Source organism: Phaeobacter sp. G2, assembly GCA_025163595.1.
In the GTDB taxonomy this organism is placed as follows: Bacteria; Pseudomonadota; Alphaproteobacteria; order Rhodobacterales; family Rhodobacteraceae; genus Pseudophaeobacter.
On the sequence record CP104100.1, the window covers coordinates 4,067,905 to 4,092,250 of the forward strand.

24 protein-coding genes are annotated in these 24,346 nt (G+C 58.5%); 14 read left to right on the forward strand and 10 right to left on the reverse strand.

Annotation, left to right across the window (positions count from 1 at the left end; all coding sequences use genetic code 11):
- The first annotated feature begins 163 nt into the window (after positions 1–163).
- A complete protein-coding gene (locus N1037_19335; protein UWS79369.1) occupies positions 164–661 on the forward strand; it encodes a DinB family protein in 498 nt (165 codons plus the stop codon).
- A 153-nt stretch (positions 662–814) separates the two neighbouring features.
- On the opposite strand, the gene N1037_19340 is transcribed toward N1037_19335, so the two are convergent.
- The 7 genes from N1037_19340 to N1037_19370 all read right to left on the reverse strand — a co-directional run bounded on the left by N1037_19340 (position 815) and on the right by N1037_19370 (position 7,692).
- Positions 815–2,032, reverse strand: a complete 1,218-nt coding sequence (locus N1037_19340) for a phenylacetate--CoA ligase family protein (GenBank protein ID UWS79370.1) — start codon at positions 2,030–2,032, stop codon at positions 815–817.
- A gap of 18 nt (positions 2,033–2,050) precedes the next feature.
- Entirely contained in the window at positions 2,051–2,887 is an 837-nt protein-coding gene (locus N1037_19345) for an ABC transporter ATP-binding protein (protein UWS79371.1), read from the reverse strand.
- 132 nt (positions 2,888–3,019) lie between these two features.
- Positions 3,020–4,303 (reverse strand): ABC transporter substrate-binding protein, encoded by a 1,284-nt coding sequence (locus N1037_19350; protein UWS79372.1) that lies wholly within the window; start codon positions 4,301–4,303, stop codon positions 3,020–3,022.
- Between the two features lie 99 nt (positions 4,304–4,402).
- Entirely contained in the window at positions 4,403–5,479 is a 1,077-nt protein-coding gene (locus N1037_19355) for a branched-chain amino acid ABC transporter permease (GenBank protein ID UWS79373.1), read from the reverse strand.
- A gap of 3 nt (positions 5,480–5,482) precedes the next feature.
- Positions 5,483–5,737, reverse strand: a complete 255-nt coding sequence (locus tag N1037_19360; GenBank protein UWS79374.1) for a hypothetical protein — start codon at positions 5,735–5,737, stop codon at positions 5,483–5,485.
- A gap of 111 nt (positions 5,738–5,848) precedes the next feature.
- A complete protein-coding gene (locus N1037_19365; protein ID UWS79375.1) occupies positions 5,849–6,844 on the reverse strand; it encodes a branched-chain amino acid ABC transporter permease in 996 nt (331 codons plus the stop codon).
- A 29-nt stretch (positions 6,845–6,873) separates the two neighbouring features.
- Positions 6,874–7,692, reverse strand: a complete 819-nt coding sequence (locus N1037_19370; protein UWS79376.1) for an ABC transporter ATP-binding protein — start codon at positions 7,690–7,692, stop codon at positions 6,874–6,876.
- Positions 7,693–7,780: 88 nt separating this feature from the next.
- Between N1037_19370 and N1037_19375 the strand changes: the two genes are divergently transcribed.
- Complete coding sequence (locus N1037_19375) at positions 7,781–7,966, forward strand: hypothetical protein (protein UWS79377.1); 186 nt, start codon at positions 7,781–7,783, stop codon at positions 7,964–7,966.
- 53 nt (positions 7,967–8,019) lie between these two features.
- On the opposite strand, the gene N1037_19380 is transcribed toward N1037_19375, so the two are convergent.
- Entirely contained in the window at positions 8,020–9,984 is a 1,965-nt protein-coding gene (locus tag N1037_19380) for an AMP-binding protein (GenBank protein UWS81404.1), read from the reverse strand.
- Positions 9,985–10,259: 275 nt separating this feature from the next.
- On the opposite strand from N1037_19380, the gene N1037_19385 reads away from it, so the two are divergent.
- The 4 genes from N1037_19385 (at position 10,260) to N1037_19400 (ending at position 15,633) form a co-directional block, all read left to right on the forward strand.
- Positions 10,260–12,599, forward strand: coding sequence for a caspase family protein (locus N1037_19385; GenBank protein UWS79378.1), 2,340 nt, complete (start codon positions 10,260–10,262; stop codon positions 12,597–12,599).
- A gap of 71 nt (positions 12,600–12,670) precedes the next feature.
- Positions 12,671–14,572, forward strand: coding sequence for a PAS-domain containing protein (locus N1037_19390; protein UWS79379.1), 1,902 nt, complete (start codon positions 12,671–12,673; stop codon positions 14,570–14,572).
- Complete coding sequence (locus N1037_19395; protein UWS79380.1) at positions 14,569–15,273, forward strand: response regulator transcription factor; 705 nt, start codon at positions 14,569–14,571, stop codon at positions 15,271–15,273. Before N1037_19390 ends, N1037_19395 begins: the two co-directional genes overlap by 4 nt.
- A gap of 132 nt (positions 15,274–15,405) precedes the next feature.
- Positions 15,406–15,633 (forward strand): WGR domain-containing protein, encoded by a 228-nt coding sequence (locus tag N1037_19400; GenBank protein ID UWS79381.1) that lies wholly within the window; start codon positions 15,406–15,408, stop codon positions 15,631–15,633.
- Between the two features lie 19 nt (positions 15,634–15,652).
- Here the strand turns inward: N1037_19400 and N1037_19405 are convergent, their stop codons facing one another.
- Positions 15,653–16,846 carry a hydantoinase/carbamoylase family amidase gene (locus N1037_19405; GenBank protein UWS79382.1) on the reverse strand — a complete coding sequence of 398 codons (1,194 nt, stop codon included), beginning with the start codon at positions 16,844–16,846 and terminating at the stop codon, positions 15,653–15,655.
- Between the two features lie 298 nt (positions 16,847–17,144).
- Here N1037_19405 and N1037_19410 point away from each other — a divergent pair, with 298 nt between their 5' ends.
- The 8 genes from N1037_19410 to N1037_19445 all read left to right on the forward strand — a co-directional run bounded on the left by N1037_19410 (position 17,145) and on the right by N1037_19445 (position 23,804).
- On the forward strand, positions 17,145–17,795 hold the full coding sequence (locus tag N1037_19410; GenBank protein ID UWS79383.1) for a histidine phosphatase family protein: 651 nt from the start codon (positions 17,145–17,147) through the stop codon (positions 17,793–17,795).
- A gap of 48 nt (positions 17,796–17,843) precedes the next feature.
- Positions 17,844–18,458, forward strand: coding sequence for a glutathione S-transferase family protein (locus tag N1037_19415; GenBank protein UWS79384.1), 615 nt, complete (start codon positions 17,844–17,846; stop codon positions 18,456–18,458).
- 11 nt (positions 18,459–18,469) lie between these two features.
- The gene (locus tag N1037_19420) at positions 18,470–19,522 is read left to right on the forward strand and encodes a saccharopine dehydrogenase (GenBank protein UWS79385.1); all 1,053 of its coding nucleotides are present in this window, start codon (positions 18,470–18,472) and stop codon (positions 19,520–19,522) included.
- Positions 19,522–19,770, forward strand: a complete 249-nt coding sequence (locus N1037_19425; GenBank protein UWS79386.1) for a SemiSWEET transporter — start codon at positions 19,522–19,524, stop codon at positions 19,768–19,770. The genes N1037_19420 and N1037_19425 overlap by 1 nt, the downstream gene beginning before the upstream one ends.
- Positions 19,771–19,782: 12 nt before the next feature.
- Positions 19,783–20,925: a saccharopine dehydrogenase NADP-binding domain-containing protein gene (locus N1037_19430; protein UWS79387.1), complete on the forward strand. Its 1,143-nt coding sequence runs from the start codon at positions 19,783–19,785 to the stop codon at positions 20,923–20,925.
- Positions 20,926–21,090: 165 nt separating this feature from the next.
- Positions 21,091–21,684, forward strand: a complete 594-nt coding sequence (locus N1037_19435; protein ID UWS79388.1) for a Crp/Fnr family transcriptional regulator — start codon at positions 21,091–21,093, stop codon at positions 21,682–21,684.
- A gap of 89 nt (positions 21,685–21,773) precedes the next feature.
- A complete protein-coding gene (locus N1037_19440) occupies positions 21,774–21,965 on the forward strand; it encodes a DUF2892 domain-containing protein (protein ID UWS79389.1) in 192 nt (63 codons plus the stop codon).
- Between the two features lie 162 nt (positions 21,966–22,127).
- The gene (locus tag N1037_19445) at positions 22,128–23,804 is read left to right on the forward strand and encodes a U32 family peptidase C-terminal domain-containing protein (protein ID UWS79390.1); all 1,677 of its coding nucleotides are present in this window, start codon (positions 22,128–22,130) and stop codon (positions 23,802–23,804) included.
- 115 nt (positions 23,805–23,919) lie between these two features.
- Here the strand turns inward: N1037_19445 and N1037_19450 are convergent, their stop codons facing one another.
- Positions 23,920–24,243 carry a DUF3775 domain-containing protein gene (locus tag N1037_19450; protein UWS79391.1) on the reverse strand — a complete coding sequence of 108 codons (324 nt, stop codon included), beginning with the start codon at positions 24,241–24,243 and terminating at the stop codon, positions 23,920–23,922.
- Positions 24,244–24,346: the final 103 nt, after the last annotated feature.

A 24,346-nucleotide genomic window follows, 5' to 3' on the forward strand; every position in this document is an offset into this window, starting at 1 on the left:
TGTAGCTGAGCAAAAGCTAGGGTCAGAAAAGGCCTACCCAAATCCGCTGACACCTATACACTGACACTCACCCCACGGTGCCACAGCCTGTGTGGGTCTTTGTGCATCTGGCTTGGCCTATGCAAGACATCCAATCCCCCCAATTACAGTGAGGCCCTGAAAGATGATTTCAGCCGACTATTGCCGTCTCCTGGCACGCTACAACAGCTGGCAAAATACCTGCCTTGTTGCTGCAGCCGATGGATTGACCGATTCCGAACGCTGGCAGGATCGGGGCGCGTTTTTTAAATCCATAGCTGCAACATTGAACCATCTCTATTGGGCAGACGCCCTCATGCTTGAGCGCATCAAAGGCAACCAACGCCCGCAGGATTCGATCAAACATGCGCTGACCAGCCCCTCAGATTGGGCTGAGTTCAAGCACCTCCGCACAGGTCGGAATGCAGAAATCGAAGACTGGGCAGCCAGCCTGACCAACGCAGAGCTCAATGGCACGACCAGCTGGTATCCGCCTGACGGTGCTGCCAGGATCAAAATGGCAAAAGCGATCTGCGTCGTTCAGCTGTTCAACCACCAAACCCACCACCGGGGGCAGATACATGCCATGCTCACAGCGGCGGGTGCTGAATCTGCGCCAACGGACATTCCGGCGATGCCATAAGCATGTTCGCGCATGGCCCCGGTCGGCGTTGTGCCCCATCCCTCCCATATAAAAATCCCCCCGACAGCCGCCAGGCAGATCGGAGGGAAAGGACACCGACAAGCAGTGCGGGGATACGAGAGCCCGGCATCAGACTGCCGGGCCTAGGAGTGTTTAATCGTAGCTGCGCTGATCCTCGATCACCAAGCCATCCTTGGGCAGGGCACCCGGGGCGACCACTTCGATCTTAGCCTTCATCTTCAGCACTTCGATTACCGATTTACCAAAGGTGATCTCATCGCCGGCATTGGCTTCGATCTGCACCGTCATGGTGTCCATCTCGCCATCACGGGCGGCAATCACACGGGCCTTGACGATCTCATCATGCTTTTCAACCAGCGCCGCGACCTGTTCAGGACGAACAAACATGCCCTTGATCTTGGTGGTCTGATCCGCGCGCCCCATCCAGCCCTTGATCCGCAGGTTGGTCCGCCCGCAGGGGGAGGTGCCCGGCAGGATGGCCGACAGATCACCCGTGGCAAAACGGATCAGCGGATAGTCTGGGTTGAGCGTTGTCACCACCACCTCGCCCACTTCACCGGGTGCAACAGGTGTGCCAGTGCCAGGGGTGACGATCTCGACGATGACGTTTTCATCAACGATCATGCCCTCCATCGCAGCGCTCTCATAGGCGATACTGCCAAGATCCGCTGTGGCGTAGCTTTGCAGGCAGGTAATACCGCGATCCGCATATTCCTGACGCAGCGAGGGAAACAGCGCACCGCCGCCAACCGCCGCCTTGGTAAAGCCCAGCTTTACGCCCATGGTTTCGGCCTTGTCGAGAATGACCTTCAGGTAGTCAGGCGTGCCGGCATAGGCCGTGGCACCCACATCCCGTGCCGCTGTCACCTGCAACTCGGTCTGGCCGGTGCCAGCCGGTAGCACCGCAGCACCGACGGCGCGGGCGCCGTTTTCAAAGATCATGCCAGCAGGGGTCAGATGGTAGCCAAAGCAGTTCTGCACCACATCACCAGCGCCGATGCCAACCGCATGCAGGAAGCGCCCCATGCGCCACCAATCGTGATCAACGCCGCCCGGTTCATAGATCGGGCCTGGGGATTGGAAAATATGGGCAAACCCAGAGGCCGGTTTCACAGTGAAACCACCAAAAGGCGCATTGCCGCCCTGAGCCTTACTGAGGTCAGACTTGCGCAGTACCGGCAGTGCCGCCAGATCCGCAGCCGACGTTATACTACTGGCTTCAATCCCGCTCAGGCTGTCGGCATAACCGGCAGCCGTTTGGGCCAAAGCAATCTGTTTGGGCAGCGCCGCGGCCAGATCACTGGCGCGCTGGTCGTCGGACCGCGTTTCTAGGGTATCATAATAGGTCATAGGTTCACCATCACTCCCTTAGCTCAACCACCGCTTACGACGGCGATAGGAACGCACATCGCGGAAGCTCTTGCGTCCATCATCGGACATGCCAAGGTAGAACTCTTTTACATCAGGGTTTTCGCGCAGCTCTGCTGCGGGACCATCCATCACCACCCGGCCGGATTCCAGAATATAGCCATAATGGGCATAGCGCAGCGCCACATTGGTGTTCTGTTCCGCCAGAAGGAAGGTCACGCCTTCCTGTTCGTTGATGGTTTTGACGATCTCGAAGATCTGTTCCACCAGCTGGGGTGCCAGCCCCATCGAGGGTTCATCCAGCAGGATGGTTTCAGGGCGGCTCATCAAAGCACGGCCCATGGCCACCATCTGCTGTTCCCCACCCGAAGTATAGCCCGCCTGGCTTTTGCGGCGTTCTTTCAGACGTGGGAAATAGGTATAAACCATTTCAAGATCTTGCTGGATCTTCGCACCCCGGTCAGCTCGGGTATAGGCGCCAGTCAGCAGGTTTTCTTCGACTGTCAGGTGCTCAAAGCAGTGGCGGCCTTCCATCACCTGGATGACGCCGTTGCGCACCAGTTCGGCAGGGTCTGCATCGTGAACATTCTTGCCACGGTATTTCACCGATCCCTTGGTCACCTCGCCGCGCTCAGAGCGCAGCAGGTTCGAGATCGCCTTGAGCGTTGTGGTCTTACCGGCACCATTGCCGCCCAAAAGCGCTGTAATGCCGCCTTTTGGAACATTGAGGCTGACGCCTTTCAGCACCAGGATCACGTGATTGTAGATCACCTCGATATTGTTGACCTCTAGCAGGGTCTCGGCCTGCACATCAGTGGTGTTGGCTGCATCCAGCATCAAAGCTTGTCCTCATACGGTCCAGGGCGCTGTTTTTGGCGCATCCGGGTCTGGTCGGTGTGGCGCGGCAGGATGAAGCCGCCGCGCCGGATTAAGGCCCGACCCCACACAAATGTGGGATCGGATTAGTCTTTAGTTACACTGGGATTCGATGTTGTTTTCAGTCGCATAAGACGCAGAGTCTGCATCGATCAGCGGCTTGATCACATCCGTGTCGGTCTTTTGGAAATCGGACACCAGGCTCCAGGTTTTGGACTCAGCGTCCCACTGGGTCATACCAACGAGGCCAGGGCCACCGTGGTTTTCACAGGACACGTTGAAGGAGGGGCCAAAGTAGGGCATGCCAAGCGAGGACATCCGGGCTTCGGGCATTTCCAGAGCTTCCATGCCATCGCGCATCATCGCAGGGGTGATGTCAGCTGTGCCGTGGATTTCCTGAGCGGTTTTGGCGGCTTCAACTGCCAGCATCGCCGCATAGAGACCACGGTTATACAGCACGTTGCCGATTTGATCGCCAGCGCCAGCTGCCTTACCTGTGTCAACAACATATTTCTGGATGTCGTCAAATACAGGGAAGTCACGGCCAACATTGTGGAACGTCACAGCTTTGTAGCCATCAGCAGCAGCGCCCGCGGACAGAACGTCATGCTCAGCACCGGACCACCAAACACCAATGAAGTTTTCCATTGGGAAACGGATGTTTGCGGCTTCCTGAACAGCAACCTGGTTCATCACGCCCCAGCCCCACATCACGACAAAGTCAGGACGCTCGCGGCGGATTTGCAGCCACTGGGATTTCTGCTCCTGACCAGGGTGGTCAACAGGCAGAGCGGTCAGTTCAAAACCGTGCTTTGCAGCGAGCTCTTCCAGGGTGCGGATAGGCTCCTTACCGTAGGCAGAGTTGTGGTAAACCAGAGCAATTTTCTTGCCCTTCAGGTCGCCACCGTTTTCGTCCAGTAGGTAGTTGATGATGCCAGATGCGCCATCCCAGTAGTTGGCCGGGTAGTTGAAGACATTGCCAAAGACATCGCCATTGGCAGCTGAGGTCCGGCCATAGCCCATGGTGTGGAGTGGGATGCCGTCAGCAGCGGTTTTTGGGATCAGCTGATAGGTAATACCAGTGGAGAGCGGTTGATACACCAGGGCACCTTCGCCTTTGGTGGATTCGTAGCATTCCACACCTTTTTCGGTGTTATAGCCGGTCTCGCACTCGATCAGCCGTGCCTTGACACCACCGATACCGCCATCACGCTCGTTTACGAGGGTGAAATAGTCAGCATAGCCATCCGCAAACGGGATACCGCCCGCAGCATAGGGGCCGGTACGATAGCTCAGCGATGGGAACACCAGGTCCGCCATTGCCGGACCCGCAGCCATCATGGCGCCCAGCGCCAAAGTGGTAAGTTTCATTTTCATCGGTATTCATCCTCCCTTGGTCTCATCCGATAGTCGTCTTGGGTAGGCGGGGCTGAAATATTGCTCTTGTCCCCGCCGCTCTTCTCATACCTTGCCGCGTTAGTGCGGGAAGGGCCATAGCCTCAGTTTCTCTTTTGCAACGCGCCAAAGCTGCGCCAGCCCATGTGGTTCCACAATCAGGAAAAACACGATCAGTGCCCCGACGATCACCAGCTGGAAATGGGCCACGATATCTGTGGGCCAACCCAGCACATCCACGCCAACCACCTTCAGGATCACCGGCAGCAGGACCAGAAAGGCCGCGCCAGCAAAGGAGCCAAAGATCGAGCCCAGGCCACCAATGATCACCATGAACAAAACCTGGAACGACTTGGTGATGCCAAAGGCCTCGCCGACTTCTACAGCACCAAGGTACAGCGCAAAGAACAGCGCCCCAGAGATGCCGATAAAAAAGCCAGAAACTGCAAAGGCCGTCAGTTTCGCCTTCAGCGGGTTTACCCCGATGATTTCCGCCGCGATATCCATGTCGCGGATCGCCATCCAGCTGCGGCCAACGGTGCCACGGGTCAGGTTACGGGCCACCAAAGCAGAGAGCGTCAGGAAGGCCAGGCAGAACAGATAGGTTGCCCAGGCGGGTGCGTTGGGGCCGGTGATCAGGATGCCAAAGACATCACGCTCAGGCGCGTTGATCTGGCCAGAGGCAGAATAGTTGTAGAACCATGGCACCCGGTTGAACAACCAGACCAGGAAGAACTGCGCCGCCAGTGTCGCCACCGCCAGGTAAAAGCCCTTGATGCGCAGGCTTGGCAGGCCAAACAGCACACAGACTAGGCCGGTAACGCCGCCCGCCAGCAATACATGGATAAACATGCTCACTTCGGGGAAAGCCGTCATCAGCTTGTAACAGGCATAGGCGCCCACAGCCATAAAACCACCAGTCCCAAGGCTCACCTGACCGGCATAGCCAACCAGAACATTGAGGCCGATCGCAGCGATCGAATAGATCAGAAACGGCAGCAAAATGGCGCTGGCCCAGTAGTCATTGATAAGGAACGGAATGACCAGAAAGGCGATGAGCAGCACAAAGTAATACCGATAGCGATCAAACTTGATCGGGAAGGTCTGGCTGTCCTGTTCATAAGAGACTTTGAAGTCTCCGGCTTCGCGATAGAACATGGGTTAGATGCTCCCCTGTTGGTGCGCGCGATTACGATCCGCTGCGCTCATTTGATTGGATTTTTTTGCATATCCGCTCGACTCAGCAGAACGGGCCAGGCGCAGATAAGCAATGATGCCGGTAAAGAGACCCCCAGCCGCCAGCAGCGCCGCGGTGACAATCTGAGCTTCGGAAAATCCATTGGCGCTGATGGCCAGGTATCCAAAGGCCCAGAAACCGGACCAGGCAATCACGTTGATGATGGCGATAAGCTTCATCCTAAATGGTCTCCTAGTTTACGGTGCGCACACACATGGCGCAGGCTGCGAGGGGTTCTTGATGCCTCCCCATCCGGAACGGAGCGGGAAGGCCAGTCTTGCTTTGGGGGATCAGACCCTCTCGATGATCTTTTCGCCAAACAGGCCCTGCGGTCTGAACACCAGGAACAAGAGCGCCAACACATAGGCAAACCAGTTCTCGGTAGCACCGCCCACCATGGGGCCGATGGCAAATTCAAACATCTTTTCGCCGACGCCGATGATCAAGCCACCAACAATGGCGCCGGGGATGGAGGTAAAGCCGCCCAGCATCAGAACCGGCAAGGCCTTGAGCGCAATCAGGGACAGCGAGAACTGCACCCCCGACTTGGTGCCCCAGACGATACCGGCCACCAGGGCAACAAAGCCCGCAACCGACCAGACCAGAACCCAGATGAAGTTCAGCGAGATACCAACCGACAGTGCCGCCTGGTGGTCATCCGCCACAGCCCGCATGGCGCGGCCCTGTTTGGTATACTGGGCAAAGAGTACCAGCCCGACCACCAGAAGCGCCGCAATCACAGTCGCCACGATGTCCAGTTGGTCGATGAAGAAGCCGTAGAAATTGTCAGAGCCAAGACCTGCGGTCATGTCTTCGATCCAGAACGAGCCACCCTGGGGCAGACCCACATCCAGCTTCTTGATCTCGGACCCCCACATCAGATCGGAAAATCCTTCGAGGAAATACGCCAGGCCAATGGTTGCCATGAACAGGATGATCGGCTCCTGGCCCACCAGATGGCGCATCACAATGCGCTGCACCAGCCAGGCAAAAATCACCATCACCCCAACCGTCAGCAAGATGGCCAGCAGCGCCGGCACATGCCAGCCAAAGTGGTGCACCTCGGTGCCAAACATCGCGTTGATGATATGGCTGAACGGCACCTGCCCCTGCATGATGCCCACCAGGGTCATCGCCGCAAACAGCGCCATAACACCCTGGGCGTAGTTGAAAATGCCGGAGGCCTTGTAGATCAGGACAAAGCCCAGCGCCACCAGTGCATAGAGCACCCCGGCCATCAGCCCGTTGAAGAAGACTTCGGTTGCAAAAAGAAACTGGTCAGACATCAGTCGCTCTCCTCATATCTGTCAGAACTTTAGTCATGTGCCACCCCCAGATAGGCGTCGATCACATCCTGGTTGTTGCGCACTTCGTCCGGTGTGCCGTCGCCAATTTTTTTGCCGTAATCCATCACCACCACGCGGTCCGACAGATCCATCACCACGCCCATGTCATGTTCGATCAGGGCGATGGTGGTGCCAAATTCGTCGTTCACATCAAGAATAAAGCGGGACATGTCCTCTTTTTCCTCGACGTTCATCCCCGCCATCGGTTCGTCCAGCAGCAGCAGCTTTGGCTCTGCCGCCAGGGCCCGCGCCAGTTCCACCCGCTTTTTCAAACCATACGGCAGACGGGAAACAGGTGTTTTGCGAATGTGCTGAATTTCAAGAAAGTCGATAACCTTTTCAACCACTTCACGGTTGGCGGTCTCTTCCTTCTCAGCCTTGCCCTTCCACAATGCTTGCTGAAGCAAGTTGGTTTTCATGTGGTTCAGGCGGCCCGTCATAACATTGTCCAGAACGCTCATGCCTTCAAACAGCGCGATGTTCTGGAAGGTCCGGGCGATGCCCTGCTGTGCCACCTCATAGGGGCGCATCTGCGGGCGCGGCTTGCCATGAAACTCCACCGTGCCTTCTTGCGGCACATAGAAGCCCGAGATGACGTTCAACATCGACGATTTGCCGGCGCCGTTGGGGCCGATGATGGCGCGAATTTCGCCTTCGCGGATATCAAAAGAGATATCCTTGATCGCCACCACACCGCCAAAGCGCAGGGTGATGTTTTTCATTTCCATCACCACACCGCCGATGGTGCGACCGTCTGCGGTGACATAGCTATCGGATTGGTCAAGCATATGCGACGTCTCCATTTTTTCGCCACACTAAAATGTTAACCAAATCAGCGGACACTTGAGAAAGATGAGCAGCAAGGAGATCCCTGCAATGTTTAGCGAGTTCGAGCACAGTTGCCTGTTGGACATGGCGCTTGAGTGCAGACGCAACGGCCTGTCCCCATCCGAAAGCCGCGCCAGTCTCAGACGCAGAACCCGTGAGTTCAGCGCGCCGCTTATGATCCGCCAGGTGGTGCATACCGCCTTTCATCCCGAACACTGCCCCGACCTCGTTTGAGATCAGGCCAAGTGGTTTGAGACGGGCGCTAAGCCTGTCTGAGTATTGCGTACTCATTCTGCGGCCACCCGCTGTTGGACCGTTGCGGACAGATCCGCGTCAATAATGGTCAGCGTAGCGCTGATCGATCCCTTGCGACCGTCTTCATAGGTAACTTCGGTGGTGGTCGAAATCTCACCCGCCCCGTCATACAGCGCGCCAATGATGTCAGCGAATTTTTCTTCGACGATCCGACGACGTACCTTGCGGGTCCGGGTCATCTCACCATCATCCGCATCCAGTTCCTTGTGCAGAACCACAAATCGGTGCACCTGACAGCCCGACAGCATCGGATCCGCAGCCACTGATTTGTTCACCTCCGAGACATGCTCCTGGATCGACTGAAGCACCTTGGGGTGACCCGCCAATTCCTGATAGGAGGCATAGGCGATATTGTTGCGTTCTGCCCAGTTACCCACCGCCGAAAGGTCGATGTTGATGAAGGCAACGCAACGATCTTTTTCATTGCCAAACAGCACCGCCTCCAGAATGTCGGGATAGAACTTCAGTTTGTTCTCGACAAATTTGGGGGCAAACATGCTGCCATCAGCCATTTTGCCAACGTCCTTGGCCCGGTCGATGATGCGCAGATGGCCGGAGTCTGCCTCAAAGAAGCCCGCGTCACCTGTGGCAACCCAACCTTCGGGATCCTTGGTATCTGCGGTGCTTTCGGGGTTTTTGTAGTATTCCACAAAAGTACCCGGGCTCCGGTAGAAGATCTCGCCATTGTCGGAGATGCGGATTTCCACATCTGGCGCTGGTACGCCAACGGTATCCGCCCGCACTTCGCCATCTGGCTGCACGGTGATGAAAACAGTGGCTTCGGTCTGACCATAAAGCTGTTTGAGGTTAATCCCCAGCGAGCGGTAGAACTCAAAAATCTCCGGGCCGATGGCTTCACCGGCGGTATAGCCGACGCGGACATTGCCAAAACCCAGCGTGTCTTTCAGCGGACCATAGACCAGCAGATCGCCCAGCTTGTATTTCAGCCGGTCCATCATGCCAACGGGCTTGCCGTCTAGAATATCAGGACCAACCCTTTTGGCATGGGCCATAAAGTGGTGGAACATGTTGCGTTTGAAATTACCCGCGTCTTCCATGCGGATCATCACATTGGTCAGCTGGGTTTCAAACACACGTGGCGGTGCAAAGTAGTAGCTGGGGCCGATCTCACGCAGATCGGTCATCATGGTCTCAGGGCTTTCCGGGCAGTTCACGCAGAACCCGCTCCAATAGGCCTGACCAATCGAGAAGATGAAGTCCCCAACCCAGGCCATCGGCAGATAGGCCAGGATCTGGTCTGTCTGTTTCAGCTTATCAAATTCGCAAGCGTTCTTGGCGCTCTCGATGATGTTGCGGTTGGACAGCACCACGCCCTTCGGTTTGCCGGTGGTGCCCGAGGTATACAACATCACGCAGGTGCTGTCGTAGGTCAGCTTGGCACGACGGTCGTTCAGATCGGTGATCCACTCGTCATAGGCGGCGCGACCCTGGTTCTGAACATGGGAATATTCATGCAGCGCGTGGTGGTCGTATTTGCGCAGGCCCCGTGGATCCAGGTAGATCAGGTGCTCAAACTGGTGCAATTGATCCTGCACCTCGATCACCTTGTCGACCTGTTCCTGGTCAGCGGCGATCACAAAGCGTGCGCCACAGTGGTCCAGCACATAGGCCATCTCTTCTGCGTTGGCGTCCTGGTACAGCGGCACCGGGATGGCGCCCACGGATTGGGCTGCAACCATCGACCAGTACATATAGGGGCGGTTGCCGCCAATGATGGCGATAAAGTCGCCTTCATTCACACCAAGATTGATAAGACCAAGCGCCAATGCCTCGATCTCCTTGGCGGTTTCCGCCCAGGTCCAGCACTGCCAAATGCCAAATTCTTTTTCCCGGTAAGCCGGCTGATCACCGAATTCCGCTACGTTGCGTTCAAGCAGCGCCGGCAGGGAGAGTTTCCCCGCAGCGCCTGACTGCATCTGAGCCAATGTCTTTCTCCTCCCATTCCGGCCTTCCCCGACCGGCAGATCGCTGTCACACGATTCTGGTCCCGACTAGGGACTGCAACATGCTAGCCGGTCAACTTTTTCGTGAAGTTTTCACAAATCTAACGAATTGTAACAGCCGTTCTCAGACTGCCTAATTTTTAGATGTCGGCAAAAAACTATGGGGCTGGAAATCACAACACTTGCCAAGATGGGCTACGGTCCGCCAACATTGCTGCCATGGAATTTGGTGCTTTGCGGGGAATATGATGAGACGTTTTCTGGCTCTGGTTCTGACCGTCTTTCTCGCCTCGCAGGCATCTGCGGCACGGCATGCCTTTATTTTGGGAAACTCCGACTACGCAGAACTGGGAGATCTAGCCAACACCCATGCCGACGCTGAAGCCTATGCTAAAGCACTAAAAGGTCTGGGTTTTGCGGTTACCTTGACCAAGGACCTCAACAGACGCCAGACCCTGCACGCCTTTTACAGCTTCCTCAATCAGGTCGCCCCCGGCGATGATGTTGCCTTTATCTATTCCGGGCATGGCTGGAGCAATGGCCGGGTCAACTATATTGTTCCAACCGAGGTGCAGCGCCCGCAGCCCGAGTTCCAAAAGCTTCTGGAAGACGCAACCATTCCGCTGCAGAACGGCCATAACGGCCTGCTGGATGAGCTGGAAGCCAGAGGTGTCGCGCTGACCATCGCGGTGATTGACGCCTGTCGCGACAGCCCGTTTTTGCAAAGTCCCGGCACAAAATCCATTGGTGTGACACGCGGGTTGACGCCAGTTCTGCCCAGCACCGGCACCTTTATTGTCTATTCCGCCGGCAAGGGGCAGCAGGCCCTGGATCATCTGCCAACAGACAGCCCGGATCAAAAGCTCTCTGTCTTTACCCGCAATTTTGTCCAGCACCTGAAACCGGGCACCTATCTTCAGGACGCCATTCTGGACGCCCGCAGGCAGACCACCCGACAGGCCGCCTCCTATGGCGGGCACCAGCAGCTGCCTGCCTATTATGACCAGACAACCGAACGTATTTGTCTTGCCGGGCAATGTGGCGTCCAGCCACCCTCCACCTCTGACGAAACCGAAGCAGAGACCTCGGAACTGGATCAATGCAGCGCCTTGTTCCAAGTCGCCCAGCAGGCCGACCAGTGTTATGCGTATTCTGCCTATCAGACCACTTGTTCGGATCATGTCTTTGCGCCCATCGCCGAGGCCTATTTGCGACTGCGCTGTGACCCCGCAGCGGTCTCTCCCTCGACCACTACGCAAACCCGAGCGCAGACATCCCCAGCCCCCCAGCCCCCCGCGGCGGTGACACCCACGCAGCCAGATCCTGCGGCAGAGGCCCCCAGCCAGGTGGACCAATCGGCAGCAAATCCAGCCGCAGACCAGTTTGCGGCGCTGCTGTCCAAAGGAAAGGGCAATCGACCAACGGTCGCAGTCACCCCCCCTGTCTCTGCAGCCGCATCTGTTGCGCCCAGTTCGCCCTCGCCTGCTGCTCTCTCACCAGCAGTGGCGACGCCGACGTTCTCGGCCCAGCAGGCAGCCCTGCGGTCCTGCGCCGATGCCGCCGGGCATCCGCGCCACCCGCAGCTGATCAGCCAGCGCATCCAGTCTTCTGGGGTGGACTGGAAAGAACTGAACGCATTCTCTGCGATCCCGGCCTGCAAACGGGCGGCAAATCTCAACCCTGACACCCCTGCGGTGCAGGCGTTTTTGGCCCGGGCCTATGACAAGGCCGAAGATCTGCAGCAGGCCCTGTCCCATTACCGCACTGCGGCGGCGGCGCAGGATCCTATGGCGCAAACCAATCTGGCACTGATGTACCGCAAGGGTCAGGGCGTGACCCAGGACGATCAGATCGCCGTAAGCCTGCTTAAACGCGCCGCAGACCAAGGCTATCCCATTGCCGAAACCCAGCTTGGCTGGATGTATGAAAAAGGCCGCGCCGTGCCACAGGATGATGCCCTGGCCCTGTCCTGGTATCGTAGGGCCGCCAACAGGGATCACCCCCGCGCCCAGTATAATCTGGCCTGGATGTATGAAAAGGGTCGCGGCGTCAGCCAAAGCTATTCTCGCGCCTTCAGCTGGTATCAAAAGGCGGCACAGGCAGAGCATCTGAACGCATTGTACAAGCTTGGCATCTTTTACCGCGAAGGGCATGGCGTGTCCCAGAACGACATCGAAGCGGTGCGCTGGTTCCGCAGGGCTGCCAATCGTGACCTGGCAAAGGCCCAGACCTCGCTGGGGTGGATGTATGAAAAGGGCCGGGGCGTTCAGAAAAGCTACAGCCAGGCCCTGGAGTGGTACCACAAGGCGGCGGCGCAGGGACATGCGACCGCGACCGTCAACATCGGTGTCCAGTACGAGCTGGGGCGTGGGGTTTCGCAAAACGACCAGCGCGCGGTGTCCTATTACATCGACGGTCTGAAACTGGGCAGCGAGACCCCGTTGGGCTGGTCCAGCGATTCCTGGCGCCAAAGCACCCTGATGGCGATGCAACGCAGGCTGCGCGATATGGGGCTGTATTCGGGGGCGATCGACGGCAAGGTCGGCCCCGGCACCCGCTCTGCCATGCGCGCGCTCATAAACGGGTAACTCTTCCCCGCGTCAGCGCGCCGCCCTTGCTCTTTTGGGTCAGGATGGTACCCCATGCCCGGGGAGGCACCATGAATACATCCGACAAAACACGCGCCGCGATGACCACTGCCGGGCTGAACCTGATTGCCCAGGCGATCTCGATCTATGACAGTGAGCTGCGGCTGGCGGTTTGTAACAACCGGTTTCAGGAAATGTTCAACCTCCCCAATGATCTGGTCAGCCCCGGAGCGCATTTTGAGGACACCATTCGCCATATCGCCGCCAGCGGTGAATATGGGCCAATGGAGGATATCGAGGAATTTGTCAGCGCCCGGGTGGAACAGGCGCTGGATTTTGAACCCCACTATATCGAACGCACCCGCGCCAATGGTCAGATGATCTCAATCGAAGGCGCACCGCTGCCCCAGGGCGGTTGGGTTGCGGTCTACACCGATATCAGCCGCACCAAACGGGTGGAGCAGTTGTTGCGGGCCAAATCTGAGGAAATGTCAGACCGGTTGATCTCTCACACCGAAGAGCTCTCGGCGACCAACCGCAAGCTGGCCGCCACCATCACCGCCCTAGAAGAGGCAAAACGCCAGCTCACCGAAATCGAGGGCCGCACCCGGCTCACCACCGAGATGATGCCAGCCCATATCGCCCATGTCGACGGCGATGGCTATTACACCTATACCAACAGGCGGCTGAGCTCGGTGTTTCCCAGCCGCCCCTCTGAAATTCTGGAAATGCATATCTCCGAGGCGCTGGGGCCACAGGCATTTGCCAAGATCGAGCCGCATCTGATGGCAGCCTACAAGGGCGGTAGTCCGGTGTTTGAATTCACCGAAGCCCATGACAGCCGCCGCATCCGGGTGGCCTTTACCCCCGACAAAAGCGGCGGCGTCTATATTTTGTCGATGGATGTCACCGAGGAAACCCAGGCCCGCGTTGCCCTGCAACAGGCGCGCAGGCGCGAAATGGCAGCGCAGATGACTTCGGGGCTGGCGCATGATTTCTCCAATCTCTTGACCATCATCCTTGGCATGCAGGGCAAGCTCGACAAGATGCAGCTGCCGCCCCAGGCCCAGGACATGATACGCGGCACCCTGGCCGCGGCGCGGCGCGGTGGCCGATTGCTGAATCGGATTGCCGAGATGACCGGCCAGCGCAGCCTGCGCCCACAGGCCACCAATATGCACGCGCTGCTGTCCGAGCTGAAAATTCTCGCCACCCCTTCGTTGCCGCAGGGCATGGGGTTGAGCGTGCTGGACAATACCCCCGATGTCTTGTTGCTGCTGGATGCCGGCAAACTGCAGGACGCGCTTCTGAACCTGATCCTCAACGCCCGTGACGCCTGCGGCATCAACGGGCAGATCACCGTAAGCGCCCATGTGGTGGGTCAAATCTGGCTGGAAATCAGCGTCACGGACACCGGCCCTGGCTTCTCTAGCGAGGCGCTCAAAAACGCTCTCAACCCGTTTTTCACCACCAAGGGCAGTGAAGGGTCAGGTCTGGGTCTGCCCATGGTCTATGACATGGCAAAATCCGCAGGCGGCGACATGCGGGTGGGCAACACGGTGTCCGGGGCCAGCATCACCCTGCGCTTGCCCTATCGGGTGGCCCCCGATGCCAAAGGCGGCCTGGCGCTTTTGGTCGAAGACAGCGAAGAGCTGCGCGCCACCTTCCGCGATATGCTGATTGATCTTGGCTATTCAGTGATCGAGGCCACCAGCGTCGACGAGGCCTCAGCCCTGGCCGCCGACCTGCCGGATATCGCATTGGTGCTGTCAGATGTGCGGCTAGAGGGGGAGGCAACCGGCATTGATCTGGCGCAACGCCTGAAAGGCACCCATCTGCCTATTGTATTGATGACCTCTTTGCCGCCCAGTGATCCGCAGTACCGCATGGCTCTCAAGTCTGGACCGGTGCTGCAAAAACCCTTTACGACCCAGCAACTGTCGGCCCTCATCACTCCGGAGACACCAGCATGACCGCGCCCCTCGTCACCATTCTGGACGATGAACCCGAAATTCGCCAGATTCTCACCGATTGCCTGCAGGACGCCGGGTTTCGCACCCAAAGCTTTGCCCGCGCCCGCGAGTTTGAGGCCTCCCTCAAACGGGTGACACCGGATGTCTGCCTGGTTGACCTGTCGTTGCCGGATGTGGATGGGCTTGCCCTGGTGCATCGCCTAGCGCTGGAACAGGGCGCTGCCGTCATCATCATTTCGGGCCGCGCCCAGGTGCAGGATCGCGTCACCGGGCTGGAACTGGGAGCCGATGACTATATCACCAAACCCTTTGATCCCGCCGAGGTGGTTGCCCGCATTCGCGCCCGCCTGCGCGCTGGCCCCCGCAGCCAGCCAGTCAGTGGCAACGCCGCCGAGTTTGCCGGCTGGACCGCATATTTTGACCGCTATCTGCTCGAAGATGACAAAGGCGTCGAAGTGCCGTTCTCCCATGCCGAGGGAGAGGTACTGCGGCTGTTTCTCGACAGTCCAAAGCGGCTGATTTCGCGGGCGCAGATGCAAGAAAGCCTTGGCGGTGGTGCTGGTGACAGCTTTGACCGGGCCATGGATGTGCGGGTGTCCCGCCTGCGGACCAAACTGCGCGAAGATCCCAAAAACCCGCGCCTGATCAAAACCATCTACGGGGCGGGATATATTTTCCTTGGGGATGTGACCTGGCGCTAACAGGCACTAAGCCAGAACTGGCCCGGGGACAAACAACCAAGGGTGACGCGGTGCCAGCCTCTCACGGGTGCGGCGGGAAATCCTGACAGACCGCTCTTGCCGCAACGATTCGCTCTGGTATAGAATCACCCTATGGCCACCTGTCTGCTTTATTGCCAAACCCAAAACCGCCGCTCCCGGTTCTACCGGATCGAGCTGGCGTTGAACCTGTTTTCCGAGGTTTCCGTCCTCCGGGAGTGGGGCGTTGCAGGCCGCAATGGCCAAAGCACCATCAACATCTATGACAACCTGCGCGAGGCCTCGCTGGCGGCGGACAAACACCGCAACCGCATGCTGAAACGGGGCTACGCCCGCGACTGACCCGAGCCAAAGGCTTGGCTCACAAAGACAATGCCGCCTGGTTCAGAACTTCCAGCCCCTTTACCAGGTCCGCCTCTTTGGTGTCCTCATCAAACGCGTGGCTGATGCCGCCAATCGAGGGAACAAAGAGCATTGCACTGGGCATTACCTGAGACACATTGGCCGCGTCATGCAACGCGCCTGACGGCAGGTCCAGCCATTTTCCTGGCGCCAGATCCTCTGCTGCGGTGCGCAGCGCCTGTTTGAGGCGCGAATCCATCGCCGCGGGTTCAATACCGCCAACCTCCCCCAGTTCGATCTTGACCCTTTGCGCGCGGGCAACCTCTGCCGCCACCTCACGCATGATCTTTTCCATATGGATCAAACGTTCCCGATCCCCATCGCGCCACTGCAATGCGAACCGCGCCAGACCTGGAACAACAGAGGAGGCATTCGGGCTCAGCTCCGCATGGCCCAGCGTCCAGACGGTTTCAGGCGTCGCCACCGCCGAGAACCGCTCGTTGATCCGCTGGTTAAAAGTGGACAGCGCCTGAAACGCATCCTGACGCAGCGCCATCGGCGTGGTGCCTGCGTGGTTCTGGCGACCCGTTATTGTGACTCGAACCTCGCGAATGCCAACAATGTCGCTGACCACGCCAATCTGATCCCCCGAGACATCCATGCCCGGCCCCTGTTCGATATGCATCTCGATAAAGCCGGTGAACATGTCATGGGGCAAAAACTCGCGGGTCCGACCGGCCATACGCGAGCGGGCCACGCTCAGCGTCAGGCCATCTGTGTCTGTCAGGGCATCCGCCTCTGCCAGCGAGATTTTTCCAGTCCAGACATCAGAGCCGGTGAGAATGCCAAACCGCCCCTCTTCGTCCTGAAAATTCACCACGGAAATAGCCGGGCCACCTGCCTCTTTGGCAGCGCGGGCGATTTCCAGCCCTGCCACCACCCCCAGCGCCCCATCGAGCCAGCCACCTTCAGGCTGACTGTCACTGTGAGAGCCGATCAACAGAGATTTTTCTCCGTTCAACCCGAAGAGATTGCCAACGGGATCAAGATGGGTTTTCAGACCTGCCTCCTGCATCCGAGAGGCCAACCAGCGGCGCGCCGCGATATCCACTGCGGTAAAGGCCGGGCGGACAACGCCCTTTCCCTGTCCCGAAGCACCAAAGGACCGCAACCGGTGCAGATCCTCGAGAAAGCGATCAGGGTTCAGGGTCATGGGCGTACCTCTGTTGGGGATTGTCAGGCGTCGAGCGCCGGGCGTCAGTCTTGTCGCATTCTGCGATACCTTGACTAATTCATGGCTTTGCCCCCAGTGCAATGGTCAAGACGTGGATCTGCAACATTTACATCTAATTGCGGCGAAATAGCCAAATCGAACATTTTCAGGCTCAAACCGGCCTAACAGGGGTGAACTTTTTCCATCCCATCAAAAAGCTGCACCCATCCCAAACACGCTCTTCCATGTCGCTGCTGGCTCACCTATGAAATTGAGGAACAGAAATAGGATCCGTCGCATGACACATATCACCCTGGTCCGCCACGGGCAGGCCAACACCGAGGCCCGCGATGAAGTCAGCTATGACCGGCTGAGCGAGCTGGGGCACCAGCAGGCGGCCTGGTTGGGGCGCTATCTGGATGCCAGCGGCAGCCATCACCCCCGCGTCTATTGCGGCACCCTGACCCGCCATATTGAAACCGCTGCGGGCATGGGCTGCGCCGAGGTCATTCAGGATGCCCGCCTCAACGAGATGGAGTATTTCACCATGGCCCAGGCCATGGAGGTCCAGCAAGGGCTGGCCGTTCCGCAGGAACGCGAAGGCTTTATCGCGCATCTGCCAAAGGTGTTCAAAGCCTGGTCAGCCGGAGAGATAAAAAATCCTCCCGAAAGCTGGGAAGACTTTGAAAACCGGACCCAATCGGTTCTGACCGAGATTGCTGCCGGGGATGGTCCCGCCCTGGTGGTCACCTCGGGTGGCTTTATCTCAATGGCGATGCGTCAGGCCATGGGGCTTGATACCGACGGGATGGCCCGTATGGCCCTGGCAATCATGAATACCTCGATGCACCGGCTGTTTCCCATCGGCGGTCATCTGAGCCCGGTCCTGTTCAACGCGGTGCCGCATCTGGACACTGCGGATCGGCTCTACGCGCAGACCCACCTTTGACGCGCGGCCCGCGCTCTGCCCCACCCTAGCCCCAACAGGAGATCTGACATGCAACTCTATTACGCCCCGGGGACCATTTCGATTGCGGTCGCCATCGCGCTGGAAGAGGCTGGTCTCGACTATGAGGCCATCAAGATTGATTTTGCCAGCAAGGAACAGACCAGCCCCGCCTATGCCCAGATCAACCCCAAATCACGGGTGCCTGCCCTGGCGGTGGACGGCGGCATCCTGACCGAAACCGGTGCGCTGCTGGACTATATTGCCGATATTGCCCCTGATGCAGACCTGCGCCCCACTGATCCGGTTCTGTTGGCCCGGATGCGGGAGGTGATGTATTACCTCGCCTCGACCATGCATGTGAACCACGCCCACAAGATGCGCGGCAGCCGCTGGGCTAGCAAGACCTCCAGCTACAAGGACATGCAGGCCAAGGTGCCACAGACCATGGCCGACAGCTGCGCTCACCTGAGCCAATACGGGCTGCGCGGTCCCTTTGTTCTGGGGGACAGGCTCAGCCTTGCCGATTGCTATCTCTACGTGGTCTGCACCTGGCTGCAAGGCGATGGCGTGACCCTTGCAGATTTTCCCAAAATACAGTCCTTCATGGCGGCAATGGAACAGCGCGACTCCGTGCGCGCAGTCTCTGCCAAGGACATGCTCTAAAGGATCCCACAATGACACATCTCTGGGTACGGGCCGAACAGCGCCCCAATGAAGACCGCGTTGGCCTGACGCCCGAAGGCGCCAAGGCGCTCATGTCAGGCGGCATCAAAGTCACGGTGGAGGAGAGCGCGGTACGCGCAATCCCTCTGCAAGGCTACATCGATGCCGGCTGTGAGATCGCAGCCGAAAACTCCTGGCCCAGTGCCCCGGCGGATGCCATCATCTTTGGCCTCAAGGAACTGCCCGAGGATGGTACCCCACTGCCCCATCGCCACATCATGTTTGGTCATGCCTTCAAGGGCCAGCATTCGGGCAAGGCGCTGCTGGACCGGTTTGCCGCTGGCGGCGGCACGCTGTATGATCTGGAATATCTGGTGGACGAGGCAGGCCGACGGGTTGCCGCCTTTGGCTATTGGGCCGGCTATGCGGGCGCTGCCGTCACCCTGAAAAGCTGGTGTGCCCAGCAGCGCGGCGACATCTGCGGCCCCGTGGGTGTCTACCCCGGCAAGGATGCCCTGCTGGCGGAATTGAACGCCGAGTTGAAAGCTGTGCAGGCAGATGTGCCCACCGCCATTGTCATCGGCGCCATGGGTCGCGTCGGCACCGGCGCTGCGGATCTATGCGAGGCAATGGGGATCACCGTCACCAAATGGGATATGGCAGAGACTGCAAGCGGCGGCCCCTTCCCCGAGATCCTGCAGCACGATCTGTTTCTCAACTGCATCTTTGCCCGCCCCGGCACCCCTGTCTTTGTGCCTGCCGAGGCGCTCTCGGCGGCGCGTAAACTGACGGCGATTGGCGATGTCGCCTGTGATCCCGACAGCGATTACAATCCGGTGCCGATCTATGATCAGGCCACCAGCTGGGAGGCCCCGGCGCTGCGCGTTGCCAGTGATCCGGTGATGGATGTGATGGCGATCGACAACCTGCCGTCAATGCTGCCCGTCGAAAGCTCCCATGACTACGCCGGACAGCTGCTGCCCTCGCTGCTGACGCTGGCTGATCTGAAATCCGGCGTCTGGGGCCGGGCAGAGGCCACATTCCGCGAATTTGTACCCGCCTGATGGAGCTGTATGTGGGATATCTCGCGGCCTTTATGGGGACCATCTGCTGGTTGCCTCAGGCTTGGAAGGCCTGGGCCAGCCGGGATACATCTGGTCTGTCTCTGGCCGCAAACTTGATGTTTCTGCTCACCGTCAGCCTGTGGTTTTTATACGGGATCATGGTCAACGACTGGCCGATCATGATCGCCAATATCTGTGCCATTCTCATTGTGGTGAGCATTGTCGCCGCCAAACTGCGTTATAAATAAGGGAGAACTCTCATGACTATTCATTGGTGCGGCACCGGCCTCTCCGCCATTCCCGGCCTGCGTCGCCTGCTTGAGGCGGGCCACGATGTTGCCGTCTGGAACCGCACGGCCGACAAGGCCCGCGCGGCGGTCGGCGATCTGACCTCCAATATCCATGCCTTTGACATCAACAACCTGGGCGAGATGCTGAGCCCGGCGGATGTTGTTGTCTCGATGCTGCCCGGCGACTGGCATGTAGCGCTGGCAGAGCTGGCGATCTCAAAAGGCGCCCATTTTGTGTCGTCCTCCTACATCGCGCCTGAAATGCGTGCGCTGGATGGCAAGGCCAAAGACGCCGGTGTGGCACTGGTCAACGAGGTGGGGCTTGACCCTGGCATCGACCACCTGATGGCCCATGCGCTGGTGGATGAGTACAAGGCCTCTGCCGCCTTTGATCCGGCCAATGAGGTGAGCTTTCTGTCCTATTGCGGCGGCATCCCAAAGACCCCCAACCCCTTCCGCTACAAATTCAGCTGGTCGCCCCTGGGCGTGCTGAAAGCGCTGCGCTCACCCTCGAAATCAATTCGTGATTTCAAAGAGCTGGACGTCGCCCGCCCCTGGGACGCGATCTCTACCTTTGACGCGCCTCTGCCCACACCAGAGAGCTTTGAAGTTTACCCCAACCGCGATTCCCTGCCCTTTATCGGCCAGTATGAGTTTGGCGCTGACTGGAAAGTAAAAGAGTTCGTCCGCGGCACCCTGCGTCTGAATGGCTGGGCGCAGGCCTGGGACGCTGTGTTCAAAGAAGTAGAAACCCTGGAAGGCGAAGCCGGCGATGCCCGGCTGAAGGAAATGTCGGATCAGTTCTGGGAAGAGAACTCCTATGATGAGGGCGAGCCCGACCGGGTTGTGCTCTGCGTGGATCTGAAGGCGGAAAAGGCAGGCGAGACCGTCTGGCACAAAACCTATGTGATGGATGCCTGGGGGGACGAACGTGGCACCGCCATGGCGCGTCTGGTCTCTTATCCGGTGTCCTATGCTATTGAGGCGGTGATGAACGGTAAGATCGCCCCCGGCGTACACGCCGCCCCCAGCGATGCTGGGCTGGTCGCAGACTGGATGGGCAAGATCGGCACATTGGCGCAGCACCTGGAGGTCACCGACCGCCTCGCCTGAGACCTCGGATAGTCGACATTTAAAGGGCCTGCGCAAGCGGGCCCTTTTTTGGTTCTCCCCCTTTTTTGATACGTCCCAAGTCTCGCTGGACTGCGACTTGGATGTCGCTTGCACTTGCCAGCCTGCTGGTGTCGGGTAGACCCAGTTCTGTTAGGAGTGGCCCTGATGAAGATCGGTAGAAAATTCTCGGCCCCAAAGGGCACCACGCTGTTCAGCCCTGGACAGGAGTGCCCCGGATTTCTGGTCCTGAAACAGGGCTGTATCAAGGTCACCCTGACTGGCAGCAGCGGCCGCGAGGTGGTGCTATACCGGGTACACCCCGGTGAGGTCTGCCTGCAGACCTTTACCTGCCTGATCGAGGATCAAACCTATGCCGCCGAGGGTGTGGTCGAAGAAAATCTGCACGGAGATCTGATCCCGGCAGGCCAGTTTCGACAGGTGATCGAACAGGATGAGGCCTTTCGCAATGACGTGCTGACCTCCGTTGCGCTGCGGTTCAGCGAATACCAGCAACTGATCGAAGACGTCGCGCTGACAGGGTTTGACGCCCGCCTCGCCAAGGTTTTGCTGCGTCTTGTCGATGCTACCGGGATCGTGCCTGTCACCCACACCGCGCTGGCGGCTGAAACTGCCTCGGGGCGCGCATATGTGTCGCGTCGCCTGGCAGAGTTTGCCCGCCGTGGCCTGGTCGAACAGCTCTCGGACGGTATTCACATCTGCAATGCACCTGAGCTGGCGCAGATTGCCGAACAAAAATAGATTTCTTGGCCAATCTGGTGACTCTGTCACCGCCCCTCACATCTTGGTTTTGCTATACTCTTCTCAACACCGCAAAAGGAGATCTTCCCATGACCAAGAACGAAGGCAAAATCGACCGCATCCTGCGCGTCATCGCCGGTATCGTCCTGCTCTCGCTTGTCTTTATCGGCCCCCAGTCGCTTTGGGGCTTGATCGGGATCGTGCCTCTGGCCACTGGCCTGCTGGGCAACTGCCCGCTCTACACAATCCTGGGTATCAACACCTGCCCGCTGAAAAGCTGACGGCAGAAGGCGTATAATTTGGCGGAATTATGCGCCCTTTGGCCAGCCTGTTTCACTGGGCTGGCCTTTGCAGATGCGCACCTCTTTGCGCTAGATCATATTTTTCTGTCCCGGCCCGTTCTATAGGCGCGCTTCCCCATTCCTGGTGAAGAGACCTAGCCTATGACCCGCGCCGCAACATCACCTATGAAACGCTCCGAGCTTTTGATGCCCGCAGGCAACCTGCGCAAGCTCAAGCTGGCCATTTTATACGGGGCTGATGCGGTCTATCTCGGCACCCCGGATATGTCCCTGCGCACCAAATCCGAGTTCTCGCTGGAGGAGGTGATCGAGGGTGTAGCCTTCTGTCACGCCCATGGGCGGCGCGCCTATCTGACCCTGAACCTGTTTTCCCACAACAAAGACATCGACAAGCTGGACGAATATATCGACACCGTCCGCAAGGTGCGCCCCGATGGTTTGATCATCGCAGACCCCGGCGTCTTTCAATACGTCAAGGACCGCGCCCCCGAGCTACCGCTGCATATCTCAACCCAAAGCAATATCTGCTCCTGGCTGTCGGTCAAATTCTGGCAGGATCAGGGGGCTGATCTCTGCGTTCTGGCCCGCGAAGTTTCGTTTTCTGAGCTGAAAGAGATCCGCGAAAAATGCCCGGATATCAAGCTGGAGGCCTTTGTACATGGGGCCATGTGCATGACCTATTCCGGCCGCTGCTTGCTGTCGAACTTTATGGCCGAACGCGGTGCCAATCAGGGCAATTGCGCCAATTCCTGCCGCTGGAACTATAGCTTCCGCATGCGCCTAAAGGACGGCACCGTGCAGGATCTTCAGATCACCGATGACAACGCCGATATGTTCGAATTCCTGCTGGAAGAGGGCTGCCGCCCCGGTGAGCTGATGCCGATTGAGGAAGACGCGCGCGGCTCCTACATCCTCAATTCCAAAGATCTCTGCATCATGCCAAAGCTGAACGAATACCTGGAAATCGGCGTTGACAGTCTCAAGGTTGAGGGACGCGGCAAGTCTGAATACTACTGCGCCATCGTCGCCCGCGCCTACCGCATGGCGATTGATGACTACTACGCAGACCCGGAAAACTGGGACCCCAAACCCTATATGCGCGAGCTGGAGGCGGTGGGCAATCGCGGCTACACCCTGGCCTTCCACGAGGGTCGGTTGACCAATTACGCCCATAATTACGAACACACCGCCTCCCTGGCGCAGTGGGAATATGCTGGCGTCGTCACCGAGGTGGCAGAGGATGCCTTTCTGGTGGAGGTGAAGAACAAGCTGGTTGCCGGTGAGGTTCTGGAGTTTGTCTCTCCCATCGCCCGCGAGACAGTGCTGTTGCGAGTCTACGAGTTTGAAAACGCCACCACTGGCCAAAGGACAGAGGTCGTGCAGGGTAGCACCAAGACGGTGATCCGCCTGCCCTTCACCCTGTTCGACCACGAAGACATCGACGCGCTAAAGCTGCGGTTCCCGCAGTATTCGGTGATGCGCAAGGAACGCGCCCTAACCGAGGAACAATGGAACCGGGTGCGGTTTGACAAGCTCACCCAGGGGTTGGAGATCAGCGGCAAGGAAAACCCCGCCGCCTATGCCAAGCGTCGCGACGCCCTGACCAAAAGCATCGAGGAAGACGGCAATACCCGCCGCTTAAAAACCAATCGTGTTGGTGTCGAGGGCTGTTGCGGCAAGGGTTGCAACGGCTGCATGATCTTCTGGCAGGATGACCAATACGCCCGCGCCCGCGACGTGCTGCTCAAGCGTAAACAGGGCCAACAGCTCAGCCGCGCCGAAGCCGCTGAGCTGAAACAGGTAGTCCCGCAGCTGTAAATGATCTGCCCGCGAATGCCCCTGCTTCAGGGGGCACAGGGTCCGGGGCCTCAGGTTACACGACCTCGAATTTCGGGGGCTTTGGCCACTGGGTTCTGGCCCTCATCAGATCGGCCTAACGGCCGATCACATCGTCCTCGACATCCTGCACATCGACGCCCAGCGCATCCAGACCAGCCTCTATGTTGTCGGCCAGATGTGGGGTGCCAATCAGATAGTCAGCCGTCGGGGTAGAGGCCTCAGATTTGGCTGTTGCAATGGCTTCGGCCAGTTCTTCCGGCTCAAAACTGCCCCGGCCAACCCACATGATTGCGGTGAGTTCCGCCTGCTCATCCATGCCCAGGCGGTCGATAAAGGCGCGCAGCTCGCCTTCTGCCCGTCCCAGCTCCCGTGCCATCAGGGCCACCTGTGCAATCTTGCGTGTGGAAATCTCCAGCATTGTTCGTCTCCTTCTGTTCGCCGTTAAGAACATCAGACAGCAGCACAACCCGAGGGTCTTTGATCTGGGGCAAGAAACCAGCGATAGAGCAATGGCCCGGCGC